Source organism: Leptolyngbya sp. DQ-M1 (assembly GCF_039962505.1).
Taxonomy (GTDB): Bacteria; Cyanobacteriota; Cyanobacteriia; order Leptolyngbyales; family Leptolyngbyaceae; genus Leptolyngbya.
Map to the genome: position 1 here is coordinate 648,809 of NZ_JAMPLJ010000002.1, position 14,612 is coordinate 663,420.

A 14,612-nucleotide genomic window follows, 5' to 3' on the forward strand; every position below is an offset into this window, starting at 1 on the left:
ACGAGGGGTAGTGAAGTGAATCTTGGTTCAATCGTATGCAGCGCGATCGTGTTTCCCTCTTACCCGTTTGGGTAATTCCTCGGAGAACAAAGTGTTCTAAAGCTGCCAGACTCTCGGAATGCAAATCGGGCGACCAGACATCGATCGCACCAATCCCCAAACTGCAATTAGCCAGCGTCGGACTTCGCTGCTAGAGTGACCCCGATAGCGGCACAATAAGCCCAAGGGTAAGCGCGTTACCCCAATTTCGCCCTCACTGCCTGTCCAAAGGGCGCGTGCTTTTTCCACCAGTTCGGACTCTACGGTCTGTCCAATCCAAGCGAAACTAGCGACGATCGGGCAGCCTGCTAATCCGTGCGGACTGTTGAAAGTCGTTTCACTGCCCGGAAGCCATTGTCGATCGATCCAAATGGGTTTTCCCGCTTGCCAAACTTCGGTGTGCGATCGCCAATTTCCTTCGAGAAATCGTTCCCCTCTGGCACTCCGTCCAAAGCGGGTAATCTCCCACCCAATCCACTCTGCACCCGGAGCTAAGTTCACGCGCATTGCTTGGCGGAATGAGGCTTGATTAAACACGATCGTTTCGAGCGGCAACCATTCTAGACAAGCGCCTTCTGCTAAATCGATCTCGGTGATTTGCTGAGCTTCGCGCCCATTGGTGCGATAGATTTTGGCGGCGGCGGGAGTGGTGATTAGTGCTTGGCTGTGAGGTGCAAGTTTAACATCGAAAGTTAAGCGATCTCCCCCGACGATTCCGCCTGCGGTGTGCATGATGACACTGTGGCAAGTTCCGCTATTTTCTGGATAGAACGGGCGCTGGACTTTGAGCGGCGCTTTTCCCTGATTTTGAATCAGTTGAGTAATCCCACGGCGATTTTCAAATTCGAGGCGCAAACTACCATGCCAATCGGTTTGGGTTAGCTCAGAAGCAACAGGTCGAGGATGATTCACAGCAATAGAGCGGCTAAAGTTTCGTATTTTTAGCTTCTATCGGGAAAGGCAGCGATCGCAAAATTTACAGAAGCTTTTCAGATTTGCGATCGGAATGCCACAATACTCACAACTTTATTACAGAATGTAAAGGCTATTTCAAAGGAGAAAACCGTGCGAAACCCCTACCCGAAGCTTGCAGCCTTGACCCTGTTTGCAGGCTTAATGATTCCGATGATGGCGCAGGCAAAATCGACCAGTAATTTGAAGATCGTGGTCAACGGTATTCAAAGACAGCAAGGACAGGTCTGTGTCAGCTTGTTTGCAGGCAGTCAGGGATTTCCCGACAAGAGCGATCGAGCGGTACGGGCGCAGTGTCTTCCTGTAGGGCAAGGGCGCACCGCAGTCACGTTTCAGAATTTAGCGTTAGGCAATTATGCGATCGCGGTGTATCACGATCGCAATGGAAATGGGAGGCTCGATCGCAATTTTGTTGGCATTCCCACCGAGGGATTTGGGTTTTCGCGCAATCCGGTGATTCGGACAGGTGCGCCGCGATTTAGTGAAGCGGCTGTGTTTGTCGCAGGAACAGAGACAACCGCTCAGATTCAGTTGCAGTATTTACTAGGCGGTTAAGGTCTAGGTCAATGCGCCGCCGCATGAACTTCCTGCCCCGGCGGTGCAGCCGAAACAATGTCGCCCAGTTACGATCGTCCGATTCCTCAGCTTCTCTAAATCGAGATCCCGCAGGTGTGGTGTTTCACATTTCAAATCAAGCATCTGATTAAAGTCGCAATCATATAAGTATCCATCCCATGAGATCGATAGTGTGTTGCGACACATTAATCCGTTGATTGTTGAAGGATTGAACGAATTGACTAACAATTCCATGTAGCCCTGTAAGTTTCCGGTGGATTCGAGCCATTCCAAAAATCGCGAGATTGGCATGTTGTTCAGCGTGATTAAGCGATCGAAGCTCACGCCTTGATATTTCATCAGTCCAGCTTTCCATTCTTGTTCGAGTTTGGCTTGTCCACTGGCAAGAAATGCGCCAACTGGATTGCTCATTAGAGTTAGCTGCCGATCGGGATCTCCCGTGCCATAGCCTGCTGCATTTAAGCGCCTCAAAGCTTCGATCGATTTCTCAAACGTACCATCACCGCGTTGAGCATCGGTGTTTCGTTGGCGATAATGCGGCAAAGAGCAAACGACTTCGACTTTCCGTTCTGCTAACCATTCGGGCAGATCTTCCATCGTGGGAAGCAGTAAAACCGTGAGATTACAGCGATCGATTACTTTTTTCCCACGCGCCACACATTGATCGACCAAGTAACGAAAATTCGGATTAAGCTCCGGTGCGCCACCTGTGAGATCGACCGTGTGAGCATTTGTTTGATCCAACGCCTGCAAACACAGATCCACGGTTTCGCGAGTCATAATTTCTTTGCGATCGGGACTCGCATCGACATGACAATGCCGACAGGTCATATTACACAACTTGCCAACATTAATTTGGAAAATCTCCAGTTCAGCGGGTTGAAGGCTATCCCAACCGTGAACAGCTAAGCGATCGGAGAAATCTCCGTTGTTTAACGGCAGATTGTCTAAAAGGCTTTGCTGATAATCGGTTGAGGTGAGGGGCGATCGGCGCTTTAAAAGTGAAGTCATGCTCTACATTGCTAACTTGTTAACTTGATCCAGCATTTGCAGCCCGTGAATCAGCGATGATCCACCTCGAATGGCTGTGGCAACATGAACCGCTTCGGTCATTTGCTCTAGATCTGCGCCTTGCTGGAGGCACTCTTTAGTGTAGGCATCAATGCAATAAGGACATTGAACCGTGTGAGCGACCGCGATCGCAATCAGCGCTTTTTCGCGCTTCGACAATGCGCCTTCTTCAAACACGGCACCATAATACGCAAAGAACTTTTCAGCCAGTTCGGGATTGCCTTCGCTGATTTTGCCAAAGTTGGGTAAGTGGTCGGGATTGTAGTAGGTATCCATGTTCGATTAAATGGTGGGCTATAACAATCCTAATTGACCGATGGGTTGAGCATCTTGTCTAACCTACTCCAATACCCAATCTGCCGCAGCCTCCCAACCTAATCCTTTTCGCACGATCTCAGGCTCATCGGTGGTGAGATCCAGAATCGTCGATACTGCCTGTGTCGGTTCCTGTCCGGTATCGACAATCAAATCAACCAGCCGATCCATACTGTCGAATAGTTCTGGTAGCGCTAAATTCTCTGGATTGCGTACCTTAAGCGGAATCGTTTCATCCTCCACTGGAACATGGGCAGAAGTCGAGATAATTGGATTTCCGAGCGATTTTAGCAGCGCCTGACAAACGGGATGGTCGGGAACTCGAATTCCAGTCGTTTTCCGCTTGGGATTCATCACCAGCTTAGGCACTAATTTCGTCCCAGGCAGGAGAAAGGTATAACTTCCCGGAACCAGACTCCGCATAATCCGATACGCCCGATCGCTCACCACGGCATACTGAGAAATATCAGAAAGCGAGGAACAAAGAAACGTTAACGGTTTTTCGTTTGCCAACTGCTTGAGTTGCCGGACACGCTGCACTCCGGATTTAGAATTGAGATCGCAGCCGATCGCGTAAACCGTATCCGTTGGATAGAGCATCACGGCTCCGTTACGCAGTTCTGAAACTACTTGATCGACGCTGCGCGATTGAGGTGTATCTGGATGAATTTTGTAGAGGGTTGCCATAGCTGAGCGGGTGTATTGTGGAGAGGTATTTAACCCTTTTCATGTGTGATGAGCAAGATTGCGTACCTGGATTGCCCCACGGGAATTGCTGGGGATATGTGCCTTGGAGCATTAGTCGATATGGGCGTTCCTCTAGGGTATCTAACCGAAAGCCTCGATCGACTAGGCATTTCGGAAGAATATCAGCTTGAAGCCGAAACGGTATACCGCAATGGACAACGCGCAACTAAAGTTCATGTGCGATTAAAGTCGGATGCTCAATTCTCACCTGCTCACGAGCATCCTGCTCAGGAGCATTCCCACGCTCGCGCTCACAATCATCCTCATGACCACGCCCATTCTCACGCTCGCAATCATTCTCCCACTCACAATCATTCGCATAATCACGAGCATTCTCATAACCATGAATATCAGCACGAGCATCACCCCCATGACAAACTACGCCGCCTACCCGAAATCGAGCGCATGATCCACGGTGCAAACCTGTCTCCACGGGCAGAAGCTTGGAGTTTGGCAGTATTCCGGCAGTTAGCGATCGCAGAAGGAGCCGTCCACGGCATTCCACCGGAGGAAGTACATTTTCACGAAGTCGGCGCGATCGATGCCATTGTGGATATCGTCGGCACCTGTCTCGGCTTCGACTGGCTGAACGTCGATCGCATTGTTTGCTCACCTTTACCCACCGGAGGCGGCACCGTCTGGGCGGCACACGGACGCTTACCTGTTCCTGTTCCCGCCGTGCTGAAATTATTTGAACTGCGGCAAGTCCCGATCTACAGCAACGGCATCGAGCGTGAATTAGTCACTCCCACCGGAGCCGCGATCGTCACCACTCTTGCTGCAGATTTTAGCGCTCCGCCAAAGATGACGCTGCAAAAAATCGGACTCGGAGCCGGAACGATCGATCTCCCGATTCCGAATATGATGCGAGTTTGGATCGGCACCACCGAAGATCACCAATCTACAGCGCATCAGATGACCACACCGCAAACGGTTACAGTCCTCGAAACTCAAATTGATGATCTCAACCCCCAAGCGATCGGATATGTCTTCGATCCCTTATTTGAAGCTGGAGCGCTCGATGTGTTTACGCAAGCGATCGCGATGAAGAAATCACGTCTTGGAACGTTATTAACAGTGATTTGTCCACCAGAAAAGGCAGCAGAGTGCGAAACAATCTTATTTCGCGAAACAACCACATTAGGAATTCGACGCACAACACAGCAGCGAACAGTTCTTGATCGTAGATTCGAGAAAATCAGCACGGGATATGGCTCAGTTCAGGTCAAAATTGCTTCTCAAAATGGCGCGATCGTCAACGTGCAGCCCGAATATGAAGACTGTGCCCGCATTGCGCGAGAAGCAGATTTACCCTGGCGAGAAGTGCATCGCATCGCCCTGCAAACCTGGCATTCTACGCATTAGGAAACTTGCTGCCGTAGCGGAATTTCAATGACAAATTCTGCACCTTGTCCAGGCGTGGAAAAACACTGAAGCGTCCCTCCGTGGTTTTCCGTAATAATTTGATAGCTAATCGACATTCCCATGCCTGTGCCTTTGCCCACAGGCTTTGTCGTAAAGAACGGATCAAAAATACGCTGCTTCACCGCTTCTGGGATGCCGACACCATTGTCTGCAATCCGAATCTGAACGCGATCTCCATTCAAGACCTGAGTGCGAATCTCAATGCGGTTGGGAGATGCTTTAATCTGCTCAAAAGAGCGGTGTTGATTTTGCTCCTCTAGTGCATCTAGCGCATTGGCTAAAACATTCATAAACACCTGATTCAGTTGTCCGGCGTAGCACTCCACCAACGGCAAATCGCCATATTGCTTAACCACTTCAATTGCAGGTTGCTCAGCTTTTGCTTTGAAACGGTTTTCTAAAATGATTAAGGTGCTATCAATGCCTTCATGAATGTCCACTTCTTTACAAGCTGCCTCATCCAACCGGGAGAAGGTTCGTAAAGAATGAACAATCTGACGAATACGATCGGCTCCCATCTTCATCGACGTGAACAAGCGAGGCAGATCCGCCTCAATAAATTCCAAGTCGATTTCCTCGATCTTGTCTTGAATGACCGGAGATGGAGTCGGATACTGCGTCTGGTAAAGGTCGATTAATTTGAGCAAATCCTGAATGTACTCACCCGCAGGCGCGACATTACCATAAATAAAGTTCACTGGGTTATTGATCTCGTGAGCAACACCCGCGACTAACTGACCCAAAGATGACATCTTCTCAGCCTGAATCATTTGCAGTTGGGTGCGCTGGAGTTCCTGCAATGCCGCTTCTAGCTCCTGTGCTTTCTGTTGCAGAATGATTTCAGCTTGTTTTTGTGCTGTGATGTTGCGAATAATTGTAGAGAAATATTCAGGAGTGCCATCGGCTCTTTTGTGGGCAATGACGACCTGTGAGACCGGAATTTCACATCCACTACGGGTCAAGACGATCGACTCGCCTTGCCAAATGCCTTGCTGAATCGCGATCGGAAACGCTTGAGCAGCAAGCATTTTACTGGCGGCTGGCGGATGCACACTATCAATTGGAAAACCAATCAGGTCTTCTTCAAGTGGAATTTCAAGTAAGTGGTGTCCCGCCGCATTGAGATAGAGAATTCTACCTTGCATATCCGCAATGCCGACAAAGTCAGAGGTCGCTTCTAGAATAGCGGTGAGTCTTGCCTGTGCTTGTTCTGCAGCTTTGCGATCGCGAATATCGCGAATGATTGATAGAGCGCAAGGCTGATTGTTATAGAGAAAAGGAACCGCAGTGACTTCAATATCAATGCAAGTGCCATCTTTGTGCAGATTGATCGCCTCGCAGAAAAACTGTTTTCCTGCCTGAATTGTCTCAACAAACCGAAAGAACTTTGGAAAAGAGTCTGCATGAATGTACTTAGACGATTCAAACTGAAGAAATTCTTCGGCGGTATAACCATGCATCTGGCAGAACGCAGGGTTAACGGCGACGACCCTGCCTGTTTCTAAATTAACGATGCTGATCCCATTGTTGATCGCTTCAAAGATACTGCGGTAATGGACTTCTGCCTGTTGCAGCGCAGTTTCAGCCGCTTTGCGATCGGTGATGTCAAACGAGGTCACGACAATCCGGCAAATTCTGCCGCGATCGTCTTTAATCGGATTGAGAGTGGTTAACCACCAGACATCACGTCCTCCGATTGGTAAAAACTCTTCGTAGGTAATTGAAGTGCCCGCGTCTAGGCAGCGATGATAATCCTGCCGTACCATTTTGCCATGCAGTTCACCCATTAACGATTCTGGCGTTTGACCGACGATCGCTGCACTGGAAATTCCGGTAATTTTTTCGGTTGCAGGATTCCAGCCGACAAAACAGAACTCTCCATCTTCTCGCACATCAACCGTCGTGATGCTGTGTTCGACCGCTTCGTATACACTGCGAAGAAGTTGCTCCTGCTCTTGCAGGTGGATCTCTGTGGCTTTGCGTTCCGCCTCGCGGTGCTTCGCATCGTCGATGTCTCGCACAATTCCTTGCAGCCCGATCGCGTTTCCACTGTTGTCTTGAATTAATGCCACATTCAACGACACCCAATGCCAGCTTCCATCTTTGAGCGCATGACGAAACTCAATACCTGAGAGGTTTTCACCCGTTTTGATTACATTCTGTAAAATTGCTTCGATTCGGAGAAAGTCTTCAGGATGGCTCAGGGGCATCCACGATCGTCCCACCCATTCTTCTGGTGCATACCCGAACAATGTCTGGAGTTGAGGTGAAATGTAGGTTAGTGTCCAATCTAACTGACAAACCCAACTGAGATCATTGGCTGCTTCAACCAAGTGCCGAAAGTTGATGACATCCTCCGGTTGAGCATTCTTTTCTAGGTGACGGTGAATGGTATCCTGCATAGAATTGAAACAGGGACAAAACAGGTAAAGGGCGTTACCTCAGCTCAAGCGATTGAGATGGGGTGTATGTTTCCAGGATGCCCCTGTATTAACTTTTCTATCGAGCAGTACAAAATCTATTCCTTCAAGAAATCGTCGTCTGTGCGATCGGTTGAATCAACAGTGACTTAATATCTCTAGAAACCGATAAATTACAATTCGATCGCGGCTCGGAACTTTGGAGTCAATTTGTCAAACGAATTAATTCTCTTTTCACCCACAGATACTTAGAGATCGAACGACGGTAGCTTACACTAGAAGCGTTTGTTAACCCATTACACCGATCGTCATGACGATATTTGTGGGCAAAACGCTCTCAAACGGCAAATATACCCTCGATCAAGAACTCGGACGGGGAGGGTTTGGCGTGACCTACCGTGCGACTCACCATTGGCTCGCTCAAGTCGTGGTGATTAAAACAATGAATGATGCACTGCGGCAAGACCAGAACTTTGCCAACTTCCAGCGTCAATTTCAAGATGAGGCAAAACGGCTCGCGATGTGCGTTCATCCAGGCATTGTGCGGGTCAACGACTTTTTTGCCGAAGAAGGCTTGCCCTACATGGTGATGGATTATATTCCGGGTCTGACGCTGGCGCAGGTCGTCGCTCATTCGCCCTTGCCCGAAGCGACCGCGATCGCCTTCATCCAGCAAGTGGGAGCAGCGTTAACAGCCGTGCATCAGTTGGGATTACTGCATCGGGACGTGAAGCCACAAAACCTGATTTTGCGCCAGGGAACCGATCAGGTGATTTTGATTGACTTTGGCACAGCGCGGGAATTTTCTCCAGGCTTAACGCAAGCGCACACGAGTATGTTTTCCGAGGGCTATGCGCCGATCGAGCAGTATTTACCCCAAGCCAAACGTACCGCTGCAATCGATGTCTATGGACTGGCGGCAACGCTTTATACTCTCGTCACAGGTCAGGTGCCGATCGCATCAGTTTTGCGCGATCGCCAACCCCTCCCGGAACCGCGATACCTTCGCCCCGATCTGAGTCCGAGAACGAATCAGGCGATTTTACAGGGCATGGCACTTGAACCGCACCACCGACCTGCCACCGTGGAAGACTGGTTAGCCTTGCTGCCAGACCTAAAGCAGGAAGCGATCTCGGCCCTGCCGATCGCATCGGTTCCGGCTCCAAGAGCACCCATTAGTCAAGTTGCTACCCTCGCGGTTGGATCACCTCATTCTGATCGAACGGATCGAATGGATCGCGTGAACGTTCACACAGAACCGCCGCTCCCCCAACGCCACGATCGATCCAAACAGCCTTGGCTCTGGGGTGGGATTGCTGCGATCGGGTTAGCAGTTCTGAGCCTGTGGGCAACCCGATTCTCAACACCATCCAGCGCTCCAGTGTCTCCTCAACCCACTGCGTCACCCCAGGATGAGCCATCGATCAGTCCAAGGCAGCGTGAGGATATCGTTGCACCGTCTGCGCCAGCGCGTCCCAAGCCAGCACCGACTCCAGCCAGCCAACCGTCTGCTCCTGAAGCATCGCCCTTGGATACACCAGAGCCATCCCCTGATCCCCTACCGCCAGAACCAGCGCCCGCTCCAGAACCGCCAACGATCCCATCGCCTTCTGCCAGCCCGACGACTTCGCCGTCTCCAGATCTAACCCCTGACCCGCTACCCCCTGCGGTGCAACCCATTCAATCCGAGCAGGAGGACAAAAAAGAAAGAAAAGAGCAGCGCCACGACGAGAAACGAGAAGAAAAAGGGGAGAAGCCAGACAAAAAGTAGCTACTTGTGCCGATTCGGCGTAGGCTCAAATTCTGCAAGCTGTGTAAATAGACCTAGATAGAGCAGTTATGTTTGATTTTCAATTTGTGTCGTTCCCTGCTGACTGGCAGGCTTTGGCGCAACATCTCCCCATTGCTTTCATCGCAAAAGCCTTTTTAACACTCTTTGTGATCGTCGATCCGATCGGATTAGTTCCTCTGTTTATTACCCTAGTTGAAGGTCGATCGCCGGAGGAACAATCTCGCATTGCTCGACGCGCTATTTTAGTCTCAGCCGGGATTCTCTCAACCTTCGCCCTCACCGGAGCCTTTGTCTTACGCTATCTTGACATCAGCATGGAGGCGTTTCAGGTTACAGCCGGAATTTTGCTCTTCAAGATTGGGATTGATATGGTGTTTGCCCAACGAGAACGGGAAACCAAAGAAGAGGAGCAAGAAGCGCAACTGCGTGAGGATGTGAGTGTCTTTCCGTTGGCAATTCCATTAATTGCAGGTCCTGGTACGCTCGCCAGTATGCTGATTTTGATCAAGGAAGCGGATAGCCATGTGCTGGGAGAAGTAATCGTTTTGACAGATGCTGCGATCGTGCTGGTGATCGCTTACGCATTGTTGATCCTGGCAAAGTATTTAGCTCAAGCCCTGGGTCGAACCGGGGTCAATGTGGTGACTCGGATTTTAGGGGTGTTGCTGGCGGCGCTGGCGGTGCAATACATTGCGGATGGCACGATCGCTTTGCTACAAACGGGCGTGATCCACTTTTTGCAGCAGTACCAAGCTTAGGACTCTGTTATGCAGAGAGTTGTAAATTGCAGCTTGCTAACTTCGGTTGCTTATGTGAAGTAGCGATGTCATTGATGCAATGGCGAAGATTGCTCAGGCTGATGCTGCTTTGTACAGCACCAAACGTCAGGAACGTAATCGGGCGATCGCTGATCAGGCTTAAGTCAGTGTCCTCGCTGCAATTACAACTGATTGGTTACTAGTTCAATAGTTTAATCATTCTAGATGTAACGAAGCCAACAATGAAAGCAAGCAGAAATGGCACAATAATTACCCAAAAAATGAAAGTTACGATCATAATGTCCACACCAGGAAGAGAAATATTGGAATTTGAGTTGAGATCGAAGTGTAATTGATCGGTTCTAATGGCTCCTAGCTTCAGACAGAATCTACCGTTGTGTGTTAGATGACTGCCACCCCGGCAGATACCGCTTAACATAGTCATCCGCCCACCCAACTAGATGCTGAAGCGATGATTGTAATCGCGTTATCAAGTCCTGTTGCATCTTGTCGGGGTCTTGTCCTAAAGCTGCGCCTAGTGCAAAACCAATGCCCCAAATCGAGAAAATGAGCGCGATCGCAAAGAGCAGTAGGAAAAACAGCAGCGCGATCGCTTGCTTCAGGAGCATCCAGGTTTTACTCAGCGCTTGCTTATAAATCACAGCCGTTTCCCGCTCTGTGAGCGTTTCCCAAAGGGCGGTACTGTAGATTTGAATCGGAGTCGTTTGGGCTGAAACTTTCTGGAGCTCGCCCCCGGAACTAAGCTTTACCATAGCCGATTGAGATTTAGTGTCTACTGAAGGGGTATTCATCACCATTGCTCTCCTATTGTTCTAAGGATTTCATTTCTAATACCTGATTGTTTTTTGTGGTCATTGTTTTTGTTAACTCCTCTTCTAATACTTGAATCGCGCCACTAATTCGCAGTAACGTCTCTGTAAGATGTGTCTTTTGACTCTCTAACTCAGACAATGCTTTCTGACCTGCCGTAAATTCTGCTTTTAATTCTTTAAGCCGTTGTTCTAGTTGTTCTTGCATGAGTAAAATCCGTTTTCTTAGCCAAACCAAGATTTTTTATCTGCTTTCTGTTCTAGCATTTTAACTTGTTCTTGTAACCTACAAATCTCCCATTGCTGGCGATCGCAGAGATACGACAATGTTAGGGTTGTCTGTCGTTGATCTTGAATCGCTTTTGTCAGAATTGCCAGGATATCTAGCGGGTTAATGGCTTTCTTGTCCATTGATGCTACTAAATCGGGAGCATCTTCAGAAATGAAACCTACCCGAATTTTATCTGCCTCCGCTATATAATTAAACTTAACTGGATGCAATTCCTCTAGAAGTTGATCCACCTCTTGGCTAGATAGTTGAGTGATGTTCTTTTTCAACGTTCGAGAAGAAAGTTGCTCAATGTCCCCTCTCACATTGTTGCCAAAGATATGTCCATTCACATACAGTTTTGTTTCTAACAACGGTGTACTGAACTGAACTGGACGATCGGAATCGAGTTTGCCAATGACGACTAGACCGTCTGCGGTAATCATTAATTGATTTTCGCCCTTGCTATTTGCAAACCGTGCGATCGGCTGGTTGTATTGCAGGGTAGCTGCTGTTGGAGCTGTTTCAAAGTGAGGGACGAACGAAAACATAGAACCCTCAGCACGAGTAATGAGCCGCGGGGATTGTCCTGCGAGCGTAATCGTATCACCTACATGCAGAGCAGCATTCGATCGAACTAGGGTGGAACCAATATTAATCACATTGCCTTGCTGAGCAGTAGAGCCTTGCACATACAATCTGGCAAGTTCTCCGGGCTGAAGTTCAGTTGCAGGGGTTGTGGTTAAATTCCCGGTGATCGTCAGTGTTTTAGTGGTAAGGTCTGTCTCAGCAGATTCATCAGTGTTCGAGGGATTAGCAAGACGAGATAAGCTTTCTGCTAACCGAGTATCAACATAGGTTTTGACAGCTTGTTCCGTTGGTACAGCCCTCGTTGTATTTCGTAACCTTCCATCTGTAGAAAATTCATTGATGTCGGCACCATGCAGCAGTTTCAGAATGCCATCAACAGCCAAATTTTGGACACTAAAATCAACTTGATTAGAGCCATTGAGAAGTGCTCGTTCATTGAGCGTTGTATTCAATCGGTTAAAGCTGGCATCAACGTAAGCTTTAATCGCTAGCTGAGTAGAGAGCGTTTGGTCATTGGCATTTTGAAGCCTGCCATCTGTAGAAATCTGATGAATGGACTGTCCTGTACTAAATCTAAATGAACGATTGATCACTAAGACACCAGTTGTACTGGTATTCGTGACACTCAAGTTTGTTGTATTGACTTGACCATCTACCCATACTGTTGCCGTTTCCTCCCCTGCTTTTTCGATAAACACATGATTGTCGATCGTAAGTCCCCCTGTGGCACGGCTACTTAGCTTGGTGCTTCCTTGAGTAAACTGGAGTGCATCGCCTTCAAATTCTGTTGCTTTGACTATCCCTGTTACTTCTAGGGGAGCCGAGGCGAACAGACGATCGTTTTGTCCTTTTAAGGCCCCTCCATTCACCAATTCCAATTGCTCTTGGAGTTGAACAACTCTTGCTTTCAGCGTTCCTACTTCAAAGGTGCTTTGTGGCGGTAGCTTGAGGTTATCTGTCTCGATCGTGCCTCTCACTTGTAAGGCTTCGGTAGGGGTCTCTGTGCCGATGCCAACTTTTCCATCAGCCGCCACAATCAGGCGAGTAGAGTTTGTGCTGTCTAGAAAACGAGCGATCGCAGATTGGTCTGATTGTCCTTGAACAGACAGTTTTGCTGTTGGTGTCTCTGTTCCGATGCCAACGCGACCTTGGGCAGTAATGATGACTTCAGTCTTGTCTTCATTGTTCTCTAAGCGCGAGAAACGAGCGATCGGCTTTTGATAACGGAACTGCCGATCGGCACCTAGATCGATCGGAGGCTCAATTTGCAAAGTTCCAGACTGATCGTCTGGTAAAATCTTTGTGATCAGCGTGGTTTGGCCATTAGCAATAATCGTGTCGCCAGGATTCAAATCCTCTTTCTTCAAACTTTCTTTGTCATCGATGCTTGTGACTGTTACTTCGTTGGGTTTATTCCCTGGGGAAATCCTGCCCTTTTCGATTTTTTCAGCCCCTTGAACATGCAGTTTTGCAAGTTGCTTTGCTGCTCCTAGGTTCAAACCTTCGGTCGTCTGTAAACAAGTAAACAAAGGAGAAAACTTTTGCCGTAAGTCCTTTACTTTGCTAAAAGCTCCGTCCTGATAATGCACCTGTGCTAGGCGACAATAATGATGATGAATGCCTTCACGAGGTCTAAACGCGGAAGAATCAGCCACATTATCCCCGCCATTCACCCCTTCAATCTCCTTGGCAGCACGGGTTGGAATTAGCCAGTAATCTCCAGTCTCGTAAACAAATTCTGCTCCAAACTGAACTTGAATACCCTCGTTGCCCAACGGAATCGGTTTTGCTGAATCGGTAGGAATGCCAGGCTGAGTCGTATCAGAGGTGTAGTCCCAACGACGAACTTTAAGCTTCTGGTCTTTAGCTGCCTTCTCGGAGATAAATTCTGGTAGTGGCACATTGGAGTTGTCTGAAGGGGCAATTTTGCCAAAAAACAGCTTATCATCAAAAACTTGTACTAGGCGAACTAATGTTCCTGGCTTTCCTTTTAATTCTTGTGCTTCATCGGTAATTTCGAGCCACTGATCTGGCTGAGAAGATTGCCAACTCTCAGCACTTTTCCGACTAATCGTAATAATATTGCCTTCAATGCTCCCGATTTTACTCACAATCGTTCCATTGTTGCGTGACCATTTAAAGGTTGCAGTTCCAACGGGTCCAGGAGCATGAATTTCAATTCGATATAAATTATTCTCTAGCGTACCGCTTGTAGATACTTGGATCGCTGGCTTGCGATCTTGTTTTGACTTAAAAAACTCATCCCATTGCTCATCAATGGAACCTGTGCCTTTTAGTAAGTGTAATTTGACTTGGGCGATCGTTTGAGTTCGCGTTGCCGTGTCTGCTCCATTCAATGCAACTTCACAAATGCCTGGATCTTCGATCGCAGTGATATGACGTTGCCAAACATCAAGATAGACTAAATAGTCTTTGTTATCTTCTAAACCATTCTTTAAATCTGTTTTGAGTGCGTCCTGATAGTGCTTTTGCGTTGCGTAGGTGATGGATTCCTCTAATTCACAAAGAATGCCATCAACGTAAATTCGCCCCCACCCAATCTTCAGATCTTTGCCATCGGCTGTTGGTTCGATATTAAAATTTTTAGGTGATGTGGGGTCTTCCACCGCTCGTGGTGCCCCACTTAACCCAATGATGTCCCGCACTTGAGTTTCCATCAAGTGATTTTGAATATCAACTTGCTCATTCCAGTCAGCATCTAACTGCAACCGTCCTTGCTGCATTCGGACACTGCTATAGTGTTTCTGTGGTTGAAATGTAGACCGAGTAAAATCCCCTTTCATAGCT

12 protein-coding genes are annotated in these 14,612 nt (G+C 48.3%); 4 read left to right on the plus strand and 8 right to left on the minus strand.

Annotated elements, in window-relative coordinates; all coding sequences use genetic code 11:
- Positions 1 to 96: 96 nt before the first annotated feature.
- Entirely contained in the window at positions 97 to 951 is an 855-nt protein-coding gene (locus NC981_RS09000; RefSeq protein ID WP_348242518.1) for an urease accessory protein UreD, read from the minus strand.
- 153 nt (positions 952 to 1,104) lie between these two features.
- Here NC981_RS09000 and NC981_RS09005 point away from each other — a divergent pair, with 153 nt between their 5' ends.
- Positions 1,105 to 1,566: a DUF2141 domain-containing protein gene (locus tag NC981_RS09005; protein ID WP_347272604.1), complete on the plus strand. Its 462-nt coding sequence runs from the start codon at positions 1,105 to 1,107 to the stop codon at positions 1,564 to 1,566.
- Between the two features lie 3 nt (positions 1,567 to 1,569).
- Here NC981_RS09005 and arsS read toward each other — a convergent pair whose 3' ends face one another.
- The 3 genes from arsS to NC981_RS09020 all read right to left on the minus strand — a co-directional run bounded on the left by arsS (position 1,570) and on the right by NC981_RS09020 (position 3,660).
- Positions 1,570 to 2,598 carry an arsenosugar biosynthesis radical SAM (seleno)protein ArsS gene (gene arsS / locus NC981_RS09010; RefSeq protein WP_348242519.1) on the minus strand — a complete coding sequence of 343 codons (1,029 nt, stop codon included), beginning with the start codon at positions 2,596 to 2,598 and terminating at the stop codon, positions 1,570 to 1,572.
- 3 nt (positions 2,599 to 2,601) lie between these two features.
- Positions 2,602 to 2,934: an arsenosugar biosynthesis-associated peroxidase-like protein gene (locus tag NC981_RS09015; RefSeq protein ID WP_068393759.1), complete on the minus strand. Its 333-nt coding sequence runs from the start codon at positions 2,932 to 2,934 to the stop codon at positions 2,602 to 2,604.
- A gap of 63 nt (positions 2,935 to 2,997) precedes the next feature.
- Positions 2,998 to 3,660 (minus strand): L-threonylcarbamoyladenylate synthase, encoded by a 663-nt coding sequence (locus tag NC981_RS09020; RefSeq protein ID WP_348242520.1) that lies wholly within the window; start codon positions 3,658 to 3,660, stop codon positions 2,998 to 3,000.
- A 48-nt stretch (positions 3,661 to 3,708) separates the two neighbouring features.
- On the opposite strand from NC981_RS09020, the gene larC reads away from it, so the two are divergent.
- Entirely contained in the window at positions 3,709 to 5,085 is a 1,377-nt protein-coding gene (larC, locus tag NC981_RS09025; protein ID WP_348242521.1) for a nickel pincer cofactor biosynthesis protein LarC, read from the plus strand.
- On the opposite strand, the gene NC981_RS09030 is transcribed toward larC, so the two are convergent.
- Positions 5,082 to 7,547 (minus strand): PAS domain S-box protein, encoded by a 2,466-nt coding sequence (locus NC981_RS09030; protein ID WP_348242522.1) that lies wholly within the window; start codon positions 7,545 to 7,547, stop codon positions 5,082 to 5,084. The genes larC and NC981_RS09030 overlap by 4 nt on opposite strands.
- Before the next feature lie 328 nt (positions 7,548 to 7,875).
- Here NC981_RS09030 and NC981_RS09035 point away from each other — a divergent pair, with 328 nt between their 5' ends.
- A complete protein-coding gene (locus tag NC981_RS09035; protein ID WP_348242523.1) occupies positions 7,876 to 9,336 on the plus strand; it encodes a protein kinase in 1,461 nt (486 codons plus the stop codon).
- Positions 9,337 to 9,404: 68 nt separating this feature from the next.
- Positions 9,405 to 10,115 carry a MarC family protein gene (locus NC981_RS09040; protein WP_190376894.1) on the plus strand — a complete coding sequence of 237 codons (711 nt, stop codon included), beginning with the start codon at positions 9,405 to 9,407 and terminating at the stop codon, positions 10,113 to 10,115.
- A gap of 389 nt (positions 10,116 to 10,504) precedes the next feature.
- On the opposite strand, the gene NC981_RS09045 is transcribed toward NC981_RS09040, so the two are convergent.
- Genes NC981_RS09045 through NC981_RS09055 form a run of 3 tightly spaced genes read right to left on the minus strand, consistent with a single transcriptional unit; the run spans position 10,505 to position 14,608 of the window.
- A complete protein-coding gene (locus NC981_RS09045) occupies positions 10,505 to 10,927 on the minus strand; it encodes a hypothetical protein (protein ID WP_348242524.1) in 423 nt (140 codons plus the stop codon).
- Between the two features lie 13 nt (positions 10,928 to 10,940).
- Positions 10,941 to 11,153 (minus strand): hypothetical protein, encoded by a 213-nt coding sequence (locus NC981_RS09050; protein ID WP_348242525.1) that lies wholly within the window; start codon positions 11,151 to 11,153, stop codon positions 10,941 to 10,943.
- Positions 11,154 to 11,170: 17 nt separating this feature from the next.
- Entirely contained in the window at positions 11,171 to 14,608 is a 3,438-nt protein-coding gene (locus NC981_RS09055) for a DUF6519 domain-containing protein (RefSeq protein WP_348242526.1), read from the minus strand.
- Positions 14,609 to 14,612 lie beyond the last annotated feature (4 nt).